The sequence below is a fragment of the Labrenzia sp. ATLA3 genome, from assembly GCF_057180185.1.
Genome location: NZ_JBXUKV010000007.1, coordinates 203221 through 222649, shown reverse-complemented (window position 1 = coordinate 222649; position 19429 = coordinate 203221). Strand labels below are relative to the sequence as shown.

Genomic DNA, 19429 nt, shown 5'->3' with positions numbered 1-19429 from the left:
GCTTGCGATGGACGGATCGGCCGCAGCCGATCCGTCCATTCTTGTTTTAGTCTCTATAAAAATCTCATGGCAAAAGACTTATTCAACAGTTTATTTTATGTGGCGGTATTATATTTCGCCGGTGCATTTACAATGCTGCAGGGATACCCGCCCTTTTACAAAGAATCCAATTCGATTTTCGTCTTTAACTCCCCGAATAAAGATGAATTTCTAGAGGGAATGCAATTTGTGTTGGTTGCCTCTGGAGTTGTTCTAGCCACGGTTTTTCTGAGTTGGTTTATCGGCTTAAACGTATTTCTGGCCCTCTCCGCCGGTTGCCTCTGCGGCGTCTGGTTCATTCGCTCAAAATTGAAACGGACGACTGACGGGCCTCTGCCCTGGGTCGCGGTCTACACGGCATCACCACTGCTGTTCCCGCTGTTCGATCGCAGGCCGATGCTGCTGTTCGACATCTGGACACTGGCCGTCGCGGGCGTCTTCGGGTTTCCCCTAGTCGCGATTGCCTTCATGAAGGGGTAAGGCGGGGCGAGGGTTTTCGTGTTTCCGGACTGCCACCCCTATTCGCAGCGCAGCAAATGGCCGGGATTCCGCAAATTGGTTGTTGCGCAGCACAGTGACTGATGTGACTCCTGGCTACCCACTTACGCAGGGATGACAAAAGTGGAAATGCGTTTGCAGTGCCAACCCATGAGGATTACTGCGCCGCGCTTGCAACTGCTGAATAAAGGTCCTCATCCGTCAGTTCAGGCGGAGAGACCGGTGCACCGCCGCCTTCGCCTACATAGGTATCCGCGACACCGTAGATGAAGACCCCGCCCGCCTTGCGTGGAACGATGGCGACGCGTTCGATCAACTGGAAGTCGCCTGCTTCGCAATTGGCATAGCTTGTGTAGATCGCTTTCCCGTTCTCGTTGATCCGTTCCGAACTGGAGGAAAACCGGCCTTCTGTGCAAGCCTTCTGGCTGTCGGCGACAACAATCGCCATGAGCTCTTCTTCCGATTGATAGCTGCCCACCGGGAAGATATGCGCCACAAGCGTTCGGGCATCGTCGGCGGCAACCGCGTACAAGCCGTTGAGATCTTCCTCGCGCTGGCCGTCCGGGATCAGCTTCAGCCCGGAAATGCCCGCACTGCCCATCAGGTTGAACAGAGCCTGGGTGGCTTCGATGGCAAGTTGTGGATCGGCAGCCGCGCTGGTGGCCGGTGTGCTTTCATTGGTCGGTGCCGTATTGCCCAGGCCGCCTTGCGGGCTGGCTGCGGCGGTTGTGCCTGTGCCGGGTGCGGCGCCGTGGCGGGCAATGTTGCGTTCAACGCATTTGGCAAGGCGGGCCATCAGGCGGGAGGTTCCTGTCAGGCGGAATTGGTAATCGTAGGTACCGTCCCGTACGTACAGGGTCCGGCCGCGTCGGAACCGGGTGATGATGTAGCCGCCTTGCGGCATCTGCATGCGGGCCAGGTCCTTGGACGTCGCCTTGGCAACGCCGCTCTGCCACGCGCCCCGGTCGATGCGATACTGAAGCGGAATATCCGCTCCCACCTTCATGTTCCAGTGCGGGGCTGAAAAGCCGATGGCCCAGTTGTAGGTGGTGTCGACCTGCACATAAAGCGTAATGCCGCTTCGATAGCTTGCCGATGCGACACAGGTCGTAAACGCGCCGGTCTGATCGTCTGTAAAGGCACTGCCGTTCCAGCTGCCGAGACGGAAACTGTCGACGACGGCAGCATGACCAATTCCGAGGCCGCCGAGGAGCAAAAGTCCTGCGGCAACCAATAAGTGAACAAGACGCATCATACCCCCCCCAGATGCCATAGCGGCCGGTTCCAGCCATTTGGAAAGGCTAAGTGATTTCCGCTGCGGCAGCAAGAAGGGTGCTCTTCGCAAAAGGCTTCATGCCTTTTCGTTTTCATTGCGGCGCCTCGCCCCGGGCAGGCAGCCGGGAATTGAAATTGGTCAAAACAGACGATTGCAAAAAACTATTCCGCTTCTGTTTCCAGCTTTGAAATCCGGTGCCCGGCGCTGGGCCGGGCGTCCGATTACATTAAACACATCAAACTGGGACTGGAGACCCTGACGATGACAAGCCGCAGCGGCGACACTCTGAAAACACTGAAAAAGCCGGAAGACCGGCTCGATGTGTTCCCGGCCTTCATGAAGGTGGCCGGCCGGCGTGTGCTTGTTGTGGGCCACGGCGGCGAAGCTGCCGCGAAAGTCCGTCTCCTGGGCGAAACCAATGCCCGGATCGTGGTTGTTTCCAGAACCATTGAGCCGGACCTGCAGGATGCTGTCACCCGGTTCGAGGCCGAGCAACTTGCCGAAGATTTCCGGCCAGCTCATCTGAACGATGCTGCGCTGGTGTTCTCCGCCCGCGAAGACTGGGACCTCGATAAGGCGGTTGTCGATGCGGCTCGTGAAGCGGGTGTTCCGGTCAATGCCGTCGACAAGCCGGAGCTTTGCGACTTTTACACCGGTGCGCTGGTCAACCGTGCGCCGATTGCGGTGGCGATTACATCTACAGGCGTCGGTCCCGTTCTGTCGCGTCACATCCGTGCACGCATCGAAGCCATGCTGCCGCGTTCCACCGGCGAGCTGGCGCGTCTCGCCGAGAGTTTTCGCGACGCTGCCACCAAGGTGATCCGTGACGGCGGGCTGCGCCGCAGCTTCTGGGCACGCTTTTTCTCCGGTTCGGTCGCAACCAATCTTTATGCCGGCAAGACCGATGTCGCCCGCTCCGAAGCGCAGCGGTTGTTGAATTCGATGGCGGACGAGCCTGGTTTTGTCTGGCTGGTTGGTGCTGGTCCGGGCGCGGAAGACCTGTTGACCCTGCGCGCGCAGCGCCTGCTGCAGGAAGCCGACGTCATCGTTCATGATGCGCTGGTGCCGGCAAATGTCGTTGCCATGGGCCGCCGCGACGCTGAGCGCATTTCGGTCGGCAAGCGCAAGGGCGCTCATTCCGTGCCGCAGTCCGAAATCTGCGAGCTTCTCGTCGAGCTTGGCCGCAAGGGACTGAAGGTCGTTCGCCTGAAGGCAGGAGATCCGATGATCTTCGGCCGGGCGGCGGAAGAAATGGATGCGCTGCGCGAAGGGGGCGTCGGCTTTGAAATTGTTCCCGGCGTCACTGCAGCCTTCGCTGCGGCAGCTTCGGCCCAGATCCCGCTCACATTGCGTGGGGTCGCCTCCAACCTGGTTTTCGCAACCGGCCACAATGCCAAGTCGGAAACCCTGCCGGATTGGGCAGGGCTCGCGCTCAAGGGCGCGACGGTGGCTGTTTACATGGGCCGGTCCGTGGCTGCAGCCGTTGCCGAAAAGATGATCGGCGCAGGCCTGAGACCTGTAACGCCGGTTGCCGTGATCGAGAATGCGGCACACCCGGATGAACGCCAATTTGCCGGAACCCTGTCCGAACTCGCGGTGCTGTCGAACCGCGCAGAGATCGACGGACCGGTTCTGATCGTGATCGGTGAGGCCGTGGGCCATGCCGCAATGGACAAGGCCGAACCCCTGGCGCCGCAGCTTGCCGCCCGGGTCGTTGCCGCCTGAATTTGAAGAGAGTGGACGCACATGAAAGTCATCACCGCCAACCGCCTTCTGAACGGCGATGTCGTCTGGCTCGCGGAAAACGGTTCCTGGGTCGAGCGCATTGCCCTGGCAAAGGTTTATGACGGCAAGGGAGCCGTTGCCGAAGCTCTGGCAGAAGGCCTTGAGGCCGAAAAGAACCAGAAAGTCGTCGGCGTCTACGAGATGGACGTGGCCGTTGAAGACGGCGTCATCGTTCCGGTGCGCCTGCGCGAAAAAATCCGTGCAACCGGCCCGACCACCCATCCGGAACTGGGCAAACAGGCCCAGGCCGTTTCCGCCTGAGACAGCAAACAAGGGCAGGGCAGCGCCTTTCACGGCAGCGCCCGCTGAGGAGAGATTGAGACATGTACCGTTACGACGAATTTGACGCGAGCTTCGTGAACCAGCGTACCGAGCAGTTCAAGGATCAGGTCCGCCGCCGTCTGGCCGGGGAACTTTCCGAGGACGAGTTCAAGCCGCTGCGCCTGATGAACGGTCTCTATCTGCAGCTTCATGCCTACATGCTGCGTGTTGCCATTCCCTATGGCACGCTCAACGGCCGGCAGATGCGCAAGCTTGCGCATATCGCCCGCACCTACGACCAGAGCTACGGCCACTTCACCACGCGCCAGAACATCCAGTTCAACTGGCCCAAACTGGAAGACACGCCGAAGATCCTGGAAGAACTGGCCGAAGTCGAGATGCACGCCATCCAGACGTCCGGCAACTGCATTCGCAACGTGACCGCCGACCATTTCGCCGGTGCTGCCGCCGACGAAATCGCCGACCCGCGCCCCTATGCGGAAATCCTGCGCCAGTGGTCGTCACTGCACCCGGAATTCTCGTTCCTGCCGCGCAAGTTCAAGATCGCCATAACCGGCGCGCCGAACGACCGGGCCGCCGTGCAGGTGCACGACATCGGCTTGCAGCTCGCACGGAACGAAGAAGGTGAGATCGGTTTCGTGGTATTCGTCGGGGGTGGTCTCGGCCGCACGCCGATGATCGGCCGCAAGGTGCGCGACTTCCTGCCCGAGGAAGATTTGCTTGCCTATTCGGAAGCGATCCTGCGCGTCTATAACCGCTATGGCCGCCGCGACAACAAGTACAAGGCCCGCATCAAGATCCTGGTTCATGAAACCGGTCTGGAAGAACTGAAAGCAGATATCGAGGCCGAGTTCGAAAAGATCCGTTTCGGCGTGCTGCGTCTGCCGGACGACGAAGTCCGCCGTATCGAAGCCTATTTCGCACCGCCCCCGCTGGAAGTGGGCAACGCCACTTCAAATGCCGTTGAGGCCCGCAAGGCGTCGGATGCGGCCTTCGCGCAGTTCGCGGCTCATAACCTCAACCCGCACCGGGTGCCGGGCTATACCTCTGTCACCCTGTCGATGAAGCCGATCGGCGGCATTCCAGGTGATGCGTCGGACAAGCAGATGGACGTTATCGCGGACCTCGCCGAAAAATACGGTCATGACGAGATCCGTATCAGCCACGAGCAGAACGTGATCCTGCCGCATGTGAAACTGGACGACCTGCCGGCACTGTTCGACCAGCTGGTGGCAGCAGAAATCGCCGAAGGCAATTCCGGCTTGATCACCGACATCATTGCTTGCCCGGGCATGGACTACTGCGCTCTGGCGACCGCCCGCTCCATTCCGGTGGCACAGCGGATCTCTGAACGGTTCGGTGCTGCGGAACGTCAGGCGGAAATCGGTGAGCTGAAGATCAAGATCTCCGGCTGCATCAACGCCTGTGGCCATCACCACGTCGGCCACATCGGCATCCTCGGCCTGGAGAAGAAGGGCGAGGAATTCTATCAGGTGACGCTTGGCGGCTCCGCCAACGAAAACGCGTCCATTGGTGAAATCGTCGGCCGCGGCTTCTCGTCGGAAGAAGTGGTCGATGCCATTGAGAAGCTGGTCGATACCTATCTCGGCCTGCGGAACGGCAAAGAAGAGACCTTCCTGGAAGCTTATCGCCGGGTCGGGGAGGATCCCTTCAAGGAGGCTTTGTATGGCGCTGCATGAGACATTCAGCCTGGGTGTTGACCCGGAGTTGGGCTTGCAGGCGGAAGTCGCCGCCCTCAATGCCCAATTCGAAGACGCAACTGCGGACGACGTTCTGAGAGCGGCCATCCGTCACCAATTTGCCGGTGACATTGCCATGGTCTCCAGCTTCGGGGCCGATTCCGCTGTGCTTCTGCATATGGTCGCCCAGGTCGATCCATCGACACCGGTGATCTTCATCGACACCGTGAAGCTGTTTCCGGCAACGCTGCTCTACCGCGACGAGCTTGTCGAGAAGCTGGGCCTGACCGATGTCCGGACCCAGAAGCCGGACAAGGACGAACTGTCGAAGGAAGATCCAGCAGGCATGCTCTGGATGAGCGATACGGACGCTTGCTGCAACATTCGCAAGGTCGTGCCGCTGGCTCAGGCCCTGAACGGGTTCGAAGCCTGGATCTCCGGCCGCAAACGGTTCCAGAGCGCAAGTCGCTCCAGCCTGGAGTTCTTCGAGATCGATGAAGGCCGAGTGAAGGTCAATCCGCTCGCGGACTGGACGGCCGCGGAAATTCTGGACTATGCCAAGACCCACGATTTGCCGCCACATCCGCTGGTCGCGCAGGGCTACCCGTCCATCGGTTGCCTGCCCTGCACCAGCAAGGTTGCCCCCGGTGAGGACCCACGGTCCGGACGGTGGCGTGGACAGGACAAGACGGAATGCGGCATTCACTGGCCGACCCATGGCAAGGAAGTTGACGGCAGTGGCATCTGACCGCAGCCGGTAAAGGATTTTGAGGACGCAAAGAATGGCAACGATTTTCAAGGACGGCGATTTCGTCGAGGAAACCTGGGTTCGGACAGACACCGAAACCGGAACTGCTGTCGAGGGCGATGCGCTTGTGCCGATGACCGTGTTTCTCGTCGATCCCAATGCGTTTCTGGCCCGTGACGGCAAGACCGCTGTCATCATTGAAGCCGGTGACGATGTCGAGCTGGTCGAAAAATATCTGGACCGGCTTGCTCTGGTTGCTGTCGACTTCCCGAGCTTTTCCGATGGCCGAGGGTTTTCTGCGGCCCGCATCCTGCGCGAGCAGATGGGGTACAAGGGCGACATCCGCGCAATCGGAAAATACATTCTCGACCAGGTGCCGCTGGCGCGCCGCTGCGGCGTGTCGACCTTCGAGATTTCCAAGCCGGAAGTCCTGAAAGCCCTGAAGGCCGGTGAATGGCCCGAAGTCACCAAATACCTGCAGCCGGTCGGCACCGTCGACGAAATCCCGGAAGGCACGCGCCCCTGGGCCCGCCGCTCCCACCGGGATCTGGCGGTCGCTGCGGAATAATCGGCACAAGCCTGCTTTGCCATGTTGGCCGTCAGACCGTGTCGCGGGCAGAGCCTGATCTTGAAGGAACGTCTCAAGGGATCTCGCCAAACGGGATCCCTTTTTCTTTTAGGGGGTGGGAACCTGTGCCGGCGCAGGGCGCTTTTGCACGCTCTTTTGCTGTCGAAGGAAAACGAAGCACCAAGCCTTCGGGACGCACTGTCCTGGCTCGGGCGTGTCAGAAACCGGAGTGCCGTTTGTCAGTGGATTGAAACATCCGGTTACAGGCTGTGAATCGCGTTGTCACGAGACTGACTTATTATACGTCCTATGGTCTGGCGGCAAAGTCATTTGCCGGCGAACCGGTCGTCGCTCCATATGGCATGGTGACGAGACGTCGAGATGCCGGGGCCTTGCCTGTCGTTTCCCGGAATTCACTACCGCAGGCCGGTTTCGGTCCTCAGCAGGAATATCGCTCTATGGCCGTCACGCGCACGCTCGAAACGCTCTTCGACCTCAGGAAACCCGCCGTCAAGACCAACAAGGTGCTTGTGGTCGGTGTCAGTTCGAAGCGCTCGCTCGGTCTCGCAATCGGTGAACATATGCATCAAAACGGCTGGGAGACCGTTCTGACGTCGCGCCGGCCTGAAAAGCTGGCTGCGAAAACGCCGCATCACGATATCCGTTTTCTGGACTACCCGAACTCCATCGATGCAATCGACGATCTGACCGACCTCACGGGCATGGTCTTCTGCCTTGCCAAGACCGACGTGACCGAGGCCGGGCAGGGCGGGCTTCTGGGCACGAGCGAAGAGAATTTTCTGAAGACGATCAGCACCAGCTGTTATGCCTTCATTGCCCTCGTGCGTGAGGTTCAGCGGCGTAACCCGAATCTCCGGTCTGTTGTCGCATTGACCTTTCTAGGCGGCGAGCGGGTGGTTCCGGGCTATGAGGTCCTTGGTGTCGCCAAGGCGGCACTTGAACACTCCGTCCGGGCGCTCGCGTCGGAACTGGGGCATGAGAACGTGCGTGTGAACGGTGTTTCCGCTGGCGCGGTCCCGACGACTTCGTCGCGGGTGCTGCCCGATTTCCGTAAGGTACATGAGGTTCTGTCGCGCCAGTCGTTCCTGCGCCGAGGCGTCACCGCAGAGGAAGTTGCCGGAGCAACAGCCTATCTGCTCAGCGAAGTGTCCGGCGGCATGACGGGTGAGATCCTGCAAGTGAACGGCGGATTACGCCACACGGTCCTTTGACGGCCCTGAGCTGTTCCGCGCCAAACGACCAGGCCAGACCGTCAGGGTCGGTAAAACATCCGGAACGCAAAATCAGGCGATGATTCCCGGTATGTTTTTATGAGATCTTTAGATTAATACCGTCATTACACGGTCAATGGATCAACTGGGTCGACGACCAAAGCCTTCCAAAACAAAACTTTTCAGAAACTGGGAACGTCCGGCAGCGAATGCCTGAACTGTTTTTATTCGCGCTGTCGGAGATGGAGACTGCTGTGGCGGCAAATTTATACAGGAAAAGCGGCGTCCTTGACCGCATCTCAAGGTCTGAAGCCTGGGTGCCGCTCTTGCTGGGCCTTGTCGTTTTCCTGTTATGCCTCTTTGGTATTCTGACGCGTCCAGCCGGATTTCTCGCAGCGATCTGGCCAGCCAACGCGATCCTCCTCGGTCTGATGATACGTCTGCCGAAATCGGCCGGATGGCAGGGCTGGTTTGCCGCTGGCATCGGCTATCTGGCTGCGGATCTGGTGACCGGGTCGACGCTGGAAAAGTCGCTTCTGCTGAATGCCGCAAATATGGTCGGGGTGGCTGCCGGATATCAGGTCTACAAGCATTTGCCTGCGGCCTCCCGCCGGCTGCAACACCCGGCTTCTCTTCTCCATCTGGCGATGGCCTCGGCTGTCGCCGCATCCGTCGCAGGGATCGTCGGCGGCATAGCGAATCCGATCCTCTTCGGCGGAAGTCTCCTTCCGGGGTGGATCTATTGGTCGACCACTGAACTGGTCAATTACATTTCGGTCCTGCCTGTCGTTCTCTCTGCCCCGAAATTGGAGGGGACTCAGAGGGATATTTCCGAGCAGATCGGGCGGTTGAGTCAGGAAAAACGGGCGCCTCTGGTTTTGCTTCTGGCGTCCTGTGTTGCCGGTGCGCTTGTCGGCGGTCCCGGCGCCATTGCTTTCCCGGTGCCAGCGCTTTTGTGGTGCGGCCTCGTCTATCCTGTGTTCCCGACCACCATCCTGACACTCTTCATTGGCGTCTGGGGTGTGGTCATCCTGTCAAATGGGCTCGACGACAGATCACTGCAGCTCGACGTGATGACGCTGGTCTCGATCCGCCTCGGCATTTCCCTTGTCGCGCTGGCCCCGATCATGCTGTCCTGTGTCACGCAAAGCCGGAATGCCCTGATGCGCCGTCTGCAATATCTTGCGACCCACGATCAGCTTACGAGAGTTCTCAACCGAAGCGCCTTTCGGGAAGAAGCCGCCCGCAGACTTGCTCCCGGGACAAGCGGCTATGCATTGTTGATGGTCGATCTCGATCACTTCAAGTCCGTCAATGACACCCATGGACATGCTGCGGGAGACACTGTGTTGGTCAAGTTTGTCCAGCGCGTGAAAAACACATTGCCGCCGGGCAGTCTTCTTGGCCGCATGGGCGGCGAGGAATTTGCCGTGCTGATCCCGGACAGCGGCATCATCGATGCCGTGGCCGAAGCGGAAAAAATCCGCCAAAGCGTCGGCAGCGAGCCGGTTCCAGCGGGAAACGGCAAGGAGGTTCAGGTCACCGCGAGCCTTGGTGTCGTCGCTCTTGAACACGAAGACGCAGCCTGTCTGGACACTCTGCTGGCCGAGGCCGACCGGCTTTGTTATCTGGCAAAGAAACGCGGCCGTAACCGCGTGGTAGCGGTTGAAGCGACGTGACGGTTCCAACCCGGCTGCGTCAGTCTTCTTTCTTTCCAGTCAGATAGCGCAACTGCGGAAAAATCTCTTCCAGCGCCGGGTCTCGTCCGGTTTCTGCATTGGCCGTATAGAACTGCCGATTGGCCTTCAGATTGGCAAAGCCGTGAATAAAGGCCCACAGCATGGTCTCCACGGATGTCCGGTGCACCGGATTTTCGCAATTATCCGCAGTAAGTCCTTCAGACACTTCCCTTAGAACCGCATAGGCTTCCTGGCTGGCCGGCAGAAGGTCCGGATAGATGTCGATCCGGCGTTCCATGGAAAACATCAGCCGGAACAAATGCGAGTTTTCCTCCGCGAAAGCACTGTAACCGCGTGCGCTGGCAAGTATCTGCGAACGGGCGTCTTTTTGCGCATCTGCCATGTGACGACGCATAGTTTCGGCAAACTGTCGGAAGCCTGCCGTCGCGATAGCAGCTTGAAGAACGGCAAGATTGGCGAAGTGGTTTTTCGGCGCACCATGGGACACGCCAGCACGGGCGGCACAGGCCCGAAGTGACAGGGCTTCCAGACCGTCTTCGCGCAGAATGTCCAGCCCTGCCTGGATAAGGGCCTCTTTCAGGTTTCCGTGATGATAGGTCGGATCGCTCAGCCTCTTTCCTCCAAAGTAGACACTGTCAACTTTTCGGTTGACGACATCAATTTCGATATATAGACAGTGACAACATTGCTGGGGTCACAGTAAGAAGGGTTGTCTTATGTCGTCTAACTGTTATTTGCGCGCTAGCCTCCTTGCAAGTCTCGCCCTTGCCACAGCTCCCGCAAGAGGGGAGGAGCAAACGGACTGGAGCGTCTTGGTCGGCGCCGGCCCCTTCTTTGGCCCGGAGTATCTGGGGTCAAAGGATTATGGGTTCGTTCCCGGCATCATCGCGTCGGTGCAAAAAGGGCCGTATTTCGTCAAGTTCAACGGGTTGACGGCAACCGCCAACGTGCTCCCGTTCGAGAGCTTTTATGCCGGGCCTCTGATCGGTTACGGTAGCGGCCGTAAGGATGTGTCCGACAAGGTCGTCGACAAACTTCCGGATGTCGACGAGGAACTGTGGGTCGGGGGGACGGTTGGCGGTGGCTACGCCGGTCTGCTGTTGGATCGCGACTCGCTCGGGGCCAGTGTCGACATCGCCCATGACGTGATCGGCGACAGCGGCACCACGGCAACCTTCAGTCTGGGCTACGAAATCAATGCCACGCAGCGTTTAGCGTTTGGCCTCGATGTGTCGACGACCTTTGCCGACGAGGCCTATGCAGATGCCTATTATTCCGTGACCGCGAAGGGCGCGGCCGCAAGTGGCCTTAAGGAATACAAGGCCGACGCCGGCTTCCGGGATGTAAGCGTTGATGTGTCCTCAAGGTTCGCGGTTACCGAACACTGGGGCGTGGGTGGTCTCGTTGGCGGCTCGGTGCTTCTCGGCAGTATGGCCGACAGCCCGATTGTCGAAGATCGCGGCGAAGCGCTGAACGGCCATGGCGGCCTGTTCCTCTGGTACAAGTTCTGACTGCCAGTGGGCACGGCTCACCGTTTACTGACGGAAAAACTGTGCCAGCACATAAACCGGAAAGATCACCAGCGATGCCAGCGTCAGGATCATGCCGATGGCCCGACCGATGCCGAAACCGGACGTGACCAGCGTGCCGTAATGCAGAATGCGGCCGACCAGCAAGGCGCCGCCGACGGACCAGAGCAACATCCCCGGTGCTCCGGCAAGTTCCGCGGCGCTCATGGCCAGCAGGCTCATCGGCGAGGTTTCCGTAAAATTGCCGTGCGCCCGCATGCGCCTCAGCAGGGTCTCATCACCTCCATCCAGAAACTGGATACCGCTTTTGGCCCGCCGGAGGCCGACGGCCACGGTCATAGGCACCTGCAGCAAGGCAAACACAGCAACAAAGAGAGCCGTCACCGGCAGAAAAGTTATCGGTTGCATAAGGGAATTCCTTCGGGAAAGTCCTGTCGAAAGACGGACGCGGGTTGCTCGCCATCAGGGGAACCCCGGCGCAAGGCCGGGGCGGCTGAGGGGCGCGGCGTCATGTGTCAACCGCCAGGCGCATTCATGCGTCGGCGGGCTCACTGTATTTGATCATGGCGATAACACCGCCGAGCGGATCGATGATCGTCGCCATGCGGCCGACGTTTGGAACGTCCATCGGTTCCATTGCCACCGTTGCACCGAGTCCGCGCGCCTTTTCGACACGCGCATCGACATTATCGACTGTCACGTAGGGCAGCCAGCGCGGGGTGTCGGTTTCCATCGCAGGAAAGCCACCTATCATCTCCTCGTTGTTCAGGATCATCGTGTAGGGGCCGACACCCACATCCACGGTTTTCGTTCCCCAGCCGAGCAGGTCGGAATAGAAGGCCTGCGCCTTGGCGCCGTCGGCGCAGTGAAGTTCCATCCAGCTGAATGCGCCATGGGTTTGCGACGGAGTGCTCATGTCTTTCGTCCTCATCGTTGAACAGGTCGCCTGGTCGAGCCAGGTGATCAGAGGACGGCGGGGAAGGGAGCGATCCGACAGGAGCTGCAAAAAAATCTTCTGGGCAGATTTGGTCTCAGGCAGCGATAGCTGGTGACGTGGTCACTTTCGGACAAGACCGCTCATCTTCTTGAGGATGTGGGCGCGGTCGACATCGGTACCGGCAAAGTCCAGCGCGGTCCGAAAACCCGCCAGAGCTTCTTCGTACCGGCCCAGGTCTTGCAGAAACGTGGCGCGCACAACATGGAAATTCGGATAGCGCTCCAGAGAACCCGAAAGCTTTTCCAGACTGCACAACGCCTCCTGCGGTCCTTGCAGCTTTGCCTGGACCACGGCGCGGTTGAGCGCGACAACAGGCGAAGGCCGGACATGTTGCAGTGCCCGGTAGAGCCGGTCGATCTCCGCCCAGTCGGTCCGTGCATAGGTGGCTGCCTGGGTGTGCGTCGCGGCGATGGCCGCCTCGATCTGAAAGGGCCCGGGCCGCGCCTTGCGCAGGGCAGCTTCAAGAAGAACGTTGCCCTCCGCGATCAGTGTCCGGTCCCAGAGCGAACGGTCCTGATCTTCCAGCGTAATGGCACTGCCGCTTTCGCTGAGCCGCGCGCTGCGGCGGGAATGCTGGATCAGGCACAGGGCAAGCAGCCCGCGCAGTTCCGGTTCTTCGGGAAAAAGCCGGACGATCAGGCGGGCAAGACGGATCGCTTCCTCGCACAGAGGTTCCCGGATCAGCTCTTCTCCCTGCGATGCGCAATAGCCTTCGTTGAAGATCAGATAGATGGCATTGGCAACGGCTGAAAGCCGTTCGGAACGGGCGGTCCTGTCCGGCTCTTCATAGGTGAGGTTCGCTGCCTGCAGCCGCTTCTTGGCCCGTGTGATGCGCTGTTCCATGGTCTTGGGCTGGACTAGGAACGCACGGGCAATTTCCTCGACCGTGAGACCGGCGACGATTTTCAGCGATAGGGCAATCTGCTGGTCCCGGCGCAGCACCGGGTGACAGCAGGTAAACAGAAGGCGCAGAATGTCGTCCCGGTAGACGGCATGATCCAGTGACTGCGTCAGGTCATCTTCCGGATGAGGGCCCTTTGAAAGCGGGGCGAGATCGTCCGGTGCCGTGAGCATTTCCCTCTTGCGTTTGCGCAGGGCATCGACGCCGGCATTGCGTCCTGCGACGATCAGCCAGGAGACGGGATCGCCCGGCAACTGGTCCGGTGACCAGGTCTTCAGGGCTCTGAGCGAGGCCTCCTGAAACGCGTCCTCGGCAAGGTCGATGTCGCCGAAGACGCGATTGAGAGCCGCCAGCACACGCGGGCGGGCCGCCCTAAGATGCGTTGATAACCAGGCGCTCGGCATTCTTGAAATCAGCTCCCTCGAAGAACTGCACCGGGCGGATTTCAATGCGGCCATGATCGAGCGGCAGGATCTTCACCGCCTCGATTGCCTCTTCCAGTGTCGGGCAGTCGATCAGGTAAAAGCCCATGAACTGCTCTTTCGTCTCCGCAAAGGGCCCATCGGTCACAACAAAGTCGTCGTTGTTCTTGTTGATGGTGACGGATGTTCCCGTCGACATCAGTCTGGTGGCAGCGGCGAAGGACTTGTTTGTCTTGGTGTGTTCGTGAAAGGCGCCGTGTTTCTGATAGATGGTGGCAAGCTCTTCCGGTGGCAGAGCGTCGATGAAATCTTCACTGGCATAAATCAATACGGAAAACAGCATGTCGGTCCCTCCGGTTCCCTGGATTGATACCCAAGGAACGTTCAGGTGCGAGCTTAGCCGACAGCCGGACCAAAAAAAGAGAAAACTTGTCCGCCAGCCGCCCCTTGCTGTCCGGAAGGAGACCCGTTCGTTTTGGAAACGGGTGCTCCCTCCCAGTGCCTATGCGTTGCCGATGAGCACACCTGCGGCAAAGACCAGAGAACCGCCAAGCACAACCTGAAAGGCCGCCCGCAGAAACGGTGTTTCCATGTAGCGGTTCTGGATCCAGGCAATCGCCCACAATTCGAAGAAAACGACGACGGCCGCGACGCTGGTCGCTGTCCAGAACTGGGGAATGAGATAGGGCAGGGCGTGCCCGAGGCCGCCAAGCGCGGTCATGATGCCGGAAGCAAGACCGCGTTTGAGCGGTGATCCGCGTCCGGACAAGACGCCATCGTCATGGGCTGCTTCCGTAAAACCCATGGAAATACCCGCCCCGACGGAGGCCGACAGCCCGACGAGGAACGTCTGCCAGGTGTCCTGCGTTGCGAAGGCAGCGGCAAAGATCGGGGCCAGTGTCGACACCGACCCGTCCATCAGGCCGGCAAGGCCCGGCTGGATATAGGTCAGGATGAATTGCCGGCGTTCCGTCTGGCGCTCTTGCTCCTGTACGTCTTCGGGCGTGTATTTTTCGCCAAGGCGCTGGGCAAGGCTTTCATGCCCTTTTTCGGCCACCGCAAGGTCCCCCAGAAGCTTGCGGGTTCCTGCGTCCGACGTGCGCTTGGCTGCTTCGATGTAGAAGCGGTAGGCCTGCGCTTCCATGTCCTCTGCCATCGCCCGGACCTTTTCCAGCCCAAGCGGACGCACAAGCCAGTCGGGCTTTCGATCATAATAGCCACGCACATGCTCCCGGCGAATGAGCGGTATCGTTTCGCCAAACCGGGCCCGGTGCTGTTCGATCAGCCGTCGCCTATGCTGGTTTTCCTCTTCCGCCATGTCATCGAAGACCTTGGCCGATTGCGGAAACTGATCGCGCAGCCCATCGGCATAAGACTTGTAGATGCGGGCGTCGTCTTCTTCGGAGGAAATCGCGAGCGCCAGAATTTCCTGTTCCGAAAGGGACGAGAAATCCCGTTTTCGCAGCGTGAAGAACCGTCTGAGCATAAAGGTTTTTCCTTAAATGCGCCGTGCTTGAGATAACCCAACTCAAGCTCCTGCGAGGGAGAATGGCAAGACCTGAAAGTCAAGAATGCAGGTTCCGACAGGCGCCATGATGACGCATGTACCCCGCATCGGTTGTATCCGCCAGGGGGCTGCTCTTGCTAATCAGGGCAGGAAGCACGCTGTTTGCCAACGTAAGTCGACAAAGGCACGCAACGGGCTTGGCATGAAACGGCTTGAGACATAGAGGCGTGGACCATCGAACTCCACCCACCAGTCAGTCAGCACCGGCATCAGGGTTCCGGATTCGAAATGCGGCTCCAGCCAGTTTCGGAACGTATGTACGAAACCATGACCGGCCTGTGCCAGCCCGATCGCGGCGGCCGCGCTCGACGTCGAGATGATGAGCCTTGCCGCCAGCGTCAAGCTGGAGGGCGAGGTCATGAAGCGGTTGAACGCCATTGCAGACGTAAACTGAATGAAAAAGCCCGGCCGTAATATCGCAGCCGGGCTTTGACCTTGGTTGCTGGCGTTCGGTGTGCCGCTTATCCCAGCCAGCCGTCGCGCTTCAACGCCTGATAGCCTTCATCGAGGGTCTTCTCGGCGGTTTCTACCAGAATGTCCGCTTCTTCATGGGTCAGGACCAGCGGCGGCGAGATGATCAGGCTGTCGCGCACTGCGCGCATGACCATGCCGTTGCCGAAGGAAATGTCGCGGCAGATGGTGCCGGCGGTGCCGACGTCCTTGAACAGCCGGTGCGGGTTCTTCTTGTCCGGTACCAGTTCCAGCGCACCGACAAGGCCGGTCATGCGCGCTTCGCCGATCAACGGGTGATCGCCCAGCTTCAGCCAGCGTTCCTTGAGATAAGGGCCGATATCGCTCTTGACGCGCTCGACCAGGCCTTCGCGCTCGATGATCTCCAGATTGGCGAGCGCAGCCGCGGCACAGGCCGGATGACCGGAATAGGTATAGCCGTGGTAGAACTCCTCGCCCGACAGCATCAGGCCTTCGGCCACACGGTCGGACACCATGACACCACCCATCGGCAGATAACCGGAGGTCAGGCCCTTGGCGATCGGCATCAGGTCCGGCTTCATGCCGTAGTGGGTCGAGCCGAACCATTCGCCGAGACGGCCGAACCCGCAGATGACCTCGTCGGAAACGAACAGGATGTCGCGCTCGTCGAGGATGCGGCGGATTTCGGGCCAATAGGTCTCCGGCGGAATGATGACACCGCCCGCCCCCTGGATCGGTTCGGCAATGAAGGCCGCGACCTTGTCTTCGCCGATTTCATCGATGGCTTGTTCCAGCTTGCGGGCTGCAAAGACACCGAACTCCTCCGGGCTCATCTCATGGCCTTCACCGAACCAGTAGGGCTGGTCGATGTGATGGACGCCGGCAACCGGAAGGTCGCCCTGCTCATGCATGCCCTTCATGCCGCCCAGGCTGGTGCCCGCAAGCGTGGAGCCGTGATACCCGTTCCAACGGCCGATGATCACCTTCTTGTCCGGTTTGCCCATCTTGTCCCAATAGGTGCGGACCATGCGGAACACGGTGTCGTTGGCCTCGGAGCCGGACGAGCAGTAGAACACCCGGTTGATGTGATCGGGCGCCAGTTTCGCCAGCTTTTCCGAAAGGGCAATCGCAGGCGGATGGGTCGTCTTGAAGAACGTGTTGTAATAGGACAGCTCGTTCATCTGCTTGTAGACGGCGTCCGCAATTTCCTTGCGGCCATGGCCTACCTGAACGCACCACAGACCGGCCATGCCGTCCAGGATACGGTTGCCCTCCGAATCCGTCAGCCAGATGCCGTCGGCATGGGTAATCACCCGGCTGCCTTCCTCGTTCAGCGACTTCATGTCGGAAAACGGATGCCAGTGATGGGCGGCATCGAGTTCCTGAAGGGCCTTGGTCGGATAGATGTTGGAATGGGCCGTCATTGGCGAACGCTCCGGATAGTGACAGACGGGATCAGACGTTGAGCAGCAGGTATTCCCGCTCCCAGGGACTGATCACGGACATGAAGGTTTCAAATTCCTCGTATTTGATCGCTCGGTAGGTGGCGACGAATTGTTCGCCGAACACCTCGATCATTTCTTCGGATTTTTCGAACTTGGCGAGAGACTCGGGCAAGCCCCGCGGCAGGGACTTGGACCGCTCCGAACAGTCATCGGACTTCGGAGAATCAGGCTTCAAACCGCGGACCATGCCCAGATACCCGCAGGCAAGACTTGCGGCGATGGCGAGATACGGGTTGACGTCGGACCCCGGCACACGGTTTTCCAGTCGCCGGGCTTGGGCGTTGGAATAGGGCACGCGCAGGCCAACCGTGCGGTTGTCGTAGCCCCAATAGACGTTTACCGGCGCGGTCGAGGTCTTGGAGAACCGGCGGTAGGAATTGACGAAGGGCGCCATGATGCAGGTGACCCGCGGCAGGAACCGCTGGTGACCGGCGATGAACGACAGGAACGCCGGTGTTTCCTCGCCGTTTTCATCGGCAAAGATATTGAGCCCGGTTTCCTTGTCGATCACCGACTGGTGGATGTGCATCGCCGAACCCGGCTGGTTCGACATCGGCTTCGACATGAAAGTGGCATACATTTCGTGCCGCAGCGCGGCTTCACGGATCGTGCGCTTGAACAGGAACACCTGGTCGGCCAGAGCCAGAGGCTGGCCGTGGCGCAGGTTGATTTCCATCTGCGCCGCGCCTTCCTCGTGGATCATGGTGTCGATCTCGAGGCCCTGCTGTTCTGACAGGTCGTAGATGTCGTCGATCAGGTCGTCGAACTCGTTCAGCGCGGAAATCGAATAGGACTGACGCCCGACTTCCGGCCGGCCGGATCGGCCCCGGGGCGGTTCCAGCGGGTAGTCGGGATCGGTGTTCGGGCGGACGAGGTAAAACTCGATCTCCGGAGCCACCACCGGCTCCCAGCCCTTGTCCTCGTAGAGCTTGAGAACGCGCTTCAGCACGTTGCGCGGCGCGGTTTCAACCGGCTCGCCCTGGCGGGTAACGGCATCGTGGATGAGCTGCGCGGTCGGGTCGCTTTCCCAGGGCACCGTGGTCAGGGTGCTGTAGTCGGGTTTGAAATAGAGGTCGCCGTCAATGGGATTGTGCTGGAACCAGTCGTCGTCGTCCGGATAATCACCAGAAATGGTCTGCGCGAAGATCGACGCGGGCATCGTCATGACGGGGCCGGAGAAGAATTTACCGGTCGGCATCATCTTGCCGCGGGCAACACCGGCAAGGTCCGGCACGATACACTCGATGTCCTGGATGTTGCGCGCGTTGAGCCAGTCACGGGCGGCGTCGACGTCCGGGACGCCGCGCAGGCTGTCGACCGGGTTTTCGCTTTCGCTGGCAGGCGTTTCAGCAGTCACAAGAAGCTCCAATGGTTTGGCACTCTGGCCGGGGCAGGGAACGCCATTTGGACGGCAAACAGGGGCGTGATCAAGTACCTGTCTGCGAAGGGCTGCTCCGGATCGGAGAAATCATTTTGTGATCACAAAATGGCACGGCTTGAGGAAAGGATCAACCGCCTGATGCATCCGACAGGATTTCCTTGCCCAGAAGGCCCATGCCGTCGGCGATATCGGCCGCAATGGCAGCCCGCAGGGCAGGGGCATCCTGCCTTTCAATCGCCCGGATGGCTTCCTTGTGCCGGTCCTCCAGGCTGGCGGTGCCGACCCGGCCGTAGACCGTGCGCATGAACGGCGCAAACTGCAGCCACAGACTGTCAGTCAGCGGCAGAAGAACCTTGGAGCCGGACGCCCTGTAAATGCGAAAATGAAAGGCGTGATTGAGCCGCATATAGGCCTCGGCATCGCCACTGGTCAGACGCTCATCGATGTCGTTATCGATCGATTGAAGGTCCTTTGCATCCCGGGATGTGAGGTGCGGAAGCGCCAATTCCGCCAGTTCGGGCTCCAGAAGAGTCCTGGCTCTTAACACCTCGTCGAAGCGCGCAGGGGTCATGTCGGGCACCTGCACCCGGCCGTTTGGTTTGACTTCGAGGGCGTTTTCCGCTGCCAGCCGTTGCAGCACTTCACGCACAGGCATCGGGCTGACGCCCAGTTCTGCTGCAAGGCCCCGGATCGTAACGGCTTTTCCGGGTATGAACCGGCCGGTCAGCATCCCGGACCGCACGGCGTTATCGACCTGCTGGCGGGTCGCGCCGCGAGACGTCGAGGGGGCACTTGCCGCCTTCACGGGGCCGGATTGCATGGCGGATCGCCGAAGGGCCAAAGACATTCTCCCGGAAAAGTCAAACG

The 19429-nt window shown here is 59.9% G+C and carries 20 protein-coding genes; 9 read left to right on the top strand and 11 right to left on the bottom strand.

The window, feature by feature from the left end; all coding sequences use genetic code 11:
• Nucleotides 1–66: 66 nt before the first annotated feature.
• The gene (locus tag AC2A6O_RS20175) at nt 67–519 is read left to right on the top strand and encodes a hypothetical protein (protein WP_498929740.1); all 453 of its coding nucleotides are present in this window, start codon (nt 67–69) and stop codon (nt 517–519) included.
• A 175-nt stretch (nt 520–694) separates the two neighbouring features.
• Here AC2A6O_RS20175 and AC2A6O_RS20170 read toward each other — a convergent pair whose 3' ends face one another.
• Nucleotides 695–1789, bottom strand: coding sequence for a hypothetical protein (locus AC2A6O_RS20170; protein ID WP_498929738.1), 1095 nt, complete (start codon nt 1787–1789; stop codon nt 695–697).
• A 285-nt stretch (nt 1790–2074) separates the two neighbouring features.
• Between AC2A6O_RS20170 and cysG the strand changes: the two genes are divergently transcribed.
• From cysG to AC2A6O_RS20135, 7 genes are all read left to right on the top strand, one after another.
• Nucleotides 2075–3538, top strand: coding sequence for a siroheme synthase CysG (gene cysG, locus AC2A6O_RS20165; protein WP_498929737.1), 1464 nt, complete (start codon nt 2075–2077; stop codon nt 3536–3538).
• Nucleotides 3539–3559: 21 nt separating this feature from the next.
• The gene (locus AC2A6O_RS20160) at nt 3560–3859 is read left to right on the top strand and encodes a DUF2849 domain-containing protein (RefSeq protein ID WP_498929735.1); all 300 of its coding nucleotides are present in this window, start codon (nt 3560–3562) and stop codon (nt 3857–3859) included.
• Nucleotides 3860–3921: 62 nt separating this feature from the next.
• Nucleotides 3922–5580 carry a nitrite/sulfite reductase gene (locus AC2A6O_RS20155; RefSeq protein WP_498929733.1) on the top strand — a complete coding sequence of 553 codons (1659 nt, stop codon included), beginning with the start codon at nt 3922–3924 and terminating at the stop codon, nt 5578–5580.
• Nucleotides 5567–6328 (top strand): phosphoadenylyl-sulfate reductase, encoded by a 762-nt coding sequence (locus AC2A6O_RS20150; protein WP_498929731.1) that lies wholly within the window; start codon nt 5567–5569, stop codon nt 6326–6328. The genes AC2A6O_RS20155 and AC2A6O_RS20150 overlap by 14 nt, the downstream gene beginning before the upstream one ends.
• Nucleotides 6329–6362: 34 nt before the next feature.
• The gene (locus AC2A6O_RS20145) at nt 6363–6896 is read left to right on the top strand and encodes a DUF934 domain-containing protein (protein WP_498929729.1); all 534 of its coding nucleotides are present in this window, start codon (nt 6363–6365) and stop codon (nt 6894–6896) included.
• A gap of 269 nt (nt 6897–7165) precedes the next feature.
• On the top strand, nt 7166–8128 hold the full coding sequence (locus tag AC2A6O_RS20140) for an enoyl-ACP reductase FabI (protein ID WP_498929727.1): 963 nt from the start codon (nt 7166–7168) through the stop codon (nt 8126–8128).
• Between the two features lie 254 nt (nt 8129–8382).
• Nucleotides 8383–9807 carry a GGDEF domain-containing protein gene (locus tag AC2A6O_RS20135; protein WP_498929725.1) on the top strand — a complete coding sequence of 475 codons (1425 nt, stop codon included), beginning with the start codon at nt 8383–8385 and terminating at the stop codon, nt 9805–9807.
• A 19-nt stretch (nt 9808–9826) separates the two neighbouring features.
• On the opposite strand, the gene AC2A6O_RS20130 is transcribed toward AC2A6O_RS20135, so the two are convergent.
• A complete protein-coding gene (locus tag AC2A6O_RS20130; protein WP_162530062.1) occupies nt 9827–10210 on the bottom strand; it encodes a TetR-like C-terminal domain-containing protein in 384 nt (127 codons plus the stop codon).
• 430 nt (nt 10211–10640) lie between these two features.
• On the opposite strand from AC2A6O_RS20130, the gene AC2A6O_RS20125 reads away from it, so the two are divergent.
• Nucleotides 10641–11339: a MipA/OmpV family protein gene (locus tag AC2A6O_RS20125; protein ID WP_162530061.1), complete on the top strand. Its 699-nt coding sequence runs from the start codon at nt 10641–10643 to the stop codon at nt 11337–11339.
• Between the two features lie 24 nt (nt 11340–11363).
• Here the strand turns inward: AC2A6O_RS20125 and AC2A6O_RS20120 are convergent, their stop codons facing one another.
• From AC2A6O_RS20120 to AC2A6O_RS20080, 9 genes are all read right to left on the bottom strand, one after another.
• Nucleotides 11364–11765, bottom strand: a complete 402-nt coding sequence (locus AC2A6O_RS20120; RefSeq protein ID WP_498929722.1) for an MAPEG family protein — start codon at nt 11763–11765, stop codon at nt 11364–11366.
• A gap of 124 nt (nt 11766–11889) precedes the next feature.
• Nucleotides 11890–12273, bottom strand: a complete 384-nt coding sequence (locus AC2A6O_RS20115; RefSeq protein ID WP_498929720.1) for a VOC family protein — start codon at nt 12271–12273, stop codon at nt 11890–11892.
• 141 nt (nt 12274–12414) lie between these two features.
• Complete coding sequence (locus tag AC2A6O_RS20110) at nt 12415–13659, bottom strand: RNA polymerase sigma factor (RefSeq protein ID WP_498929718.1); 1245 nt, start codon at nt 13657–13659, stop codon at nt 12415–12417.
• Nucleotides 13628–14020, bottom strand: a complete 393-nt coding sequence (locus AC2A6O_RS20105) for a YciI family protein (protein ID WP_148585369.1) — start codon at nt 14018–14020, stop codon at nt 13628–13630. The genes AC2A6O_RS20110 and AC2A6O_RS20105 overlap by 32 nt, the downstream gene beginning before the upstream one ends.
• A gap of 159 nt (nt 14021–14179) precedes the next feature.
• Complete coding sequence (gene mbfA, locus AC2A6O_RS20100) at nt 14180–15163, bottom strand: iron exporter MbfA (protein ID WP_148585368.1); 984 nt, start codon at nt 15161–15163, stop codon at nt 14180–14182.
• Nucleotides 15164–15325: 162 nt separating this feature from the next.
• Nucleotides 15326–15604, bottom strand: coding sequence for a hypothetical protein (locus tag AC2A6O_RS20095; protein WP_498929716.1), 279 nt, complete (start codon nt 15602–15604; stop codon nt 15326–15328).
• 101 nt (nt 15605–15705) lie between these two features.
• Nucleotides 15706–17100, bottom strand: coding sequence for an aspartate aminotransferase family protein (locus tag AC2A6O_RS20090; RefSeq protein WP_498929714.1), 1395 nt, complete (start codon nt 17098–17100; stop codon nt 15706–15708).
• Nucleotides 17101–17131: 31 nt separating this feature from the next.
• Nucleotides 17132–18538, bottom strand: coding sequence for a glutamine synthetase family protein (locus AC2A6O_RS20085; protein ID WP_148585365.1), 1407 nt, complete (start codon nt 18536–18538; stop codon nt 17132–17134).
• Nucleotides 18539–18689: 151 nt separating this feature from the next.
• A complete protein-coding gene (locus AC2A6O_RS20080) occupies nt 18690–19382 on the bottom strand; it encodes a GntR family transcriptional regulator (protein WP_498929712.1) in 693 nt (230 codons plus the stop codon).
• Nucleotides 19383–19429: the final 47 nt, after the last annotated feature.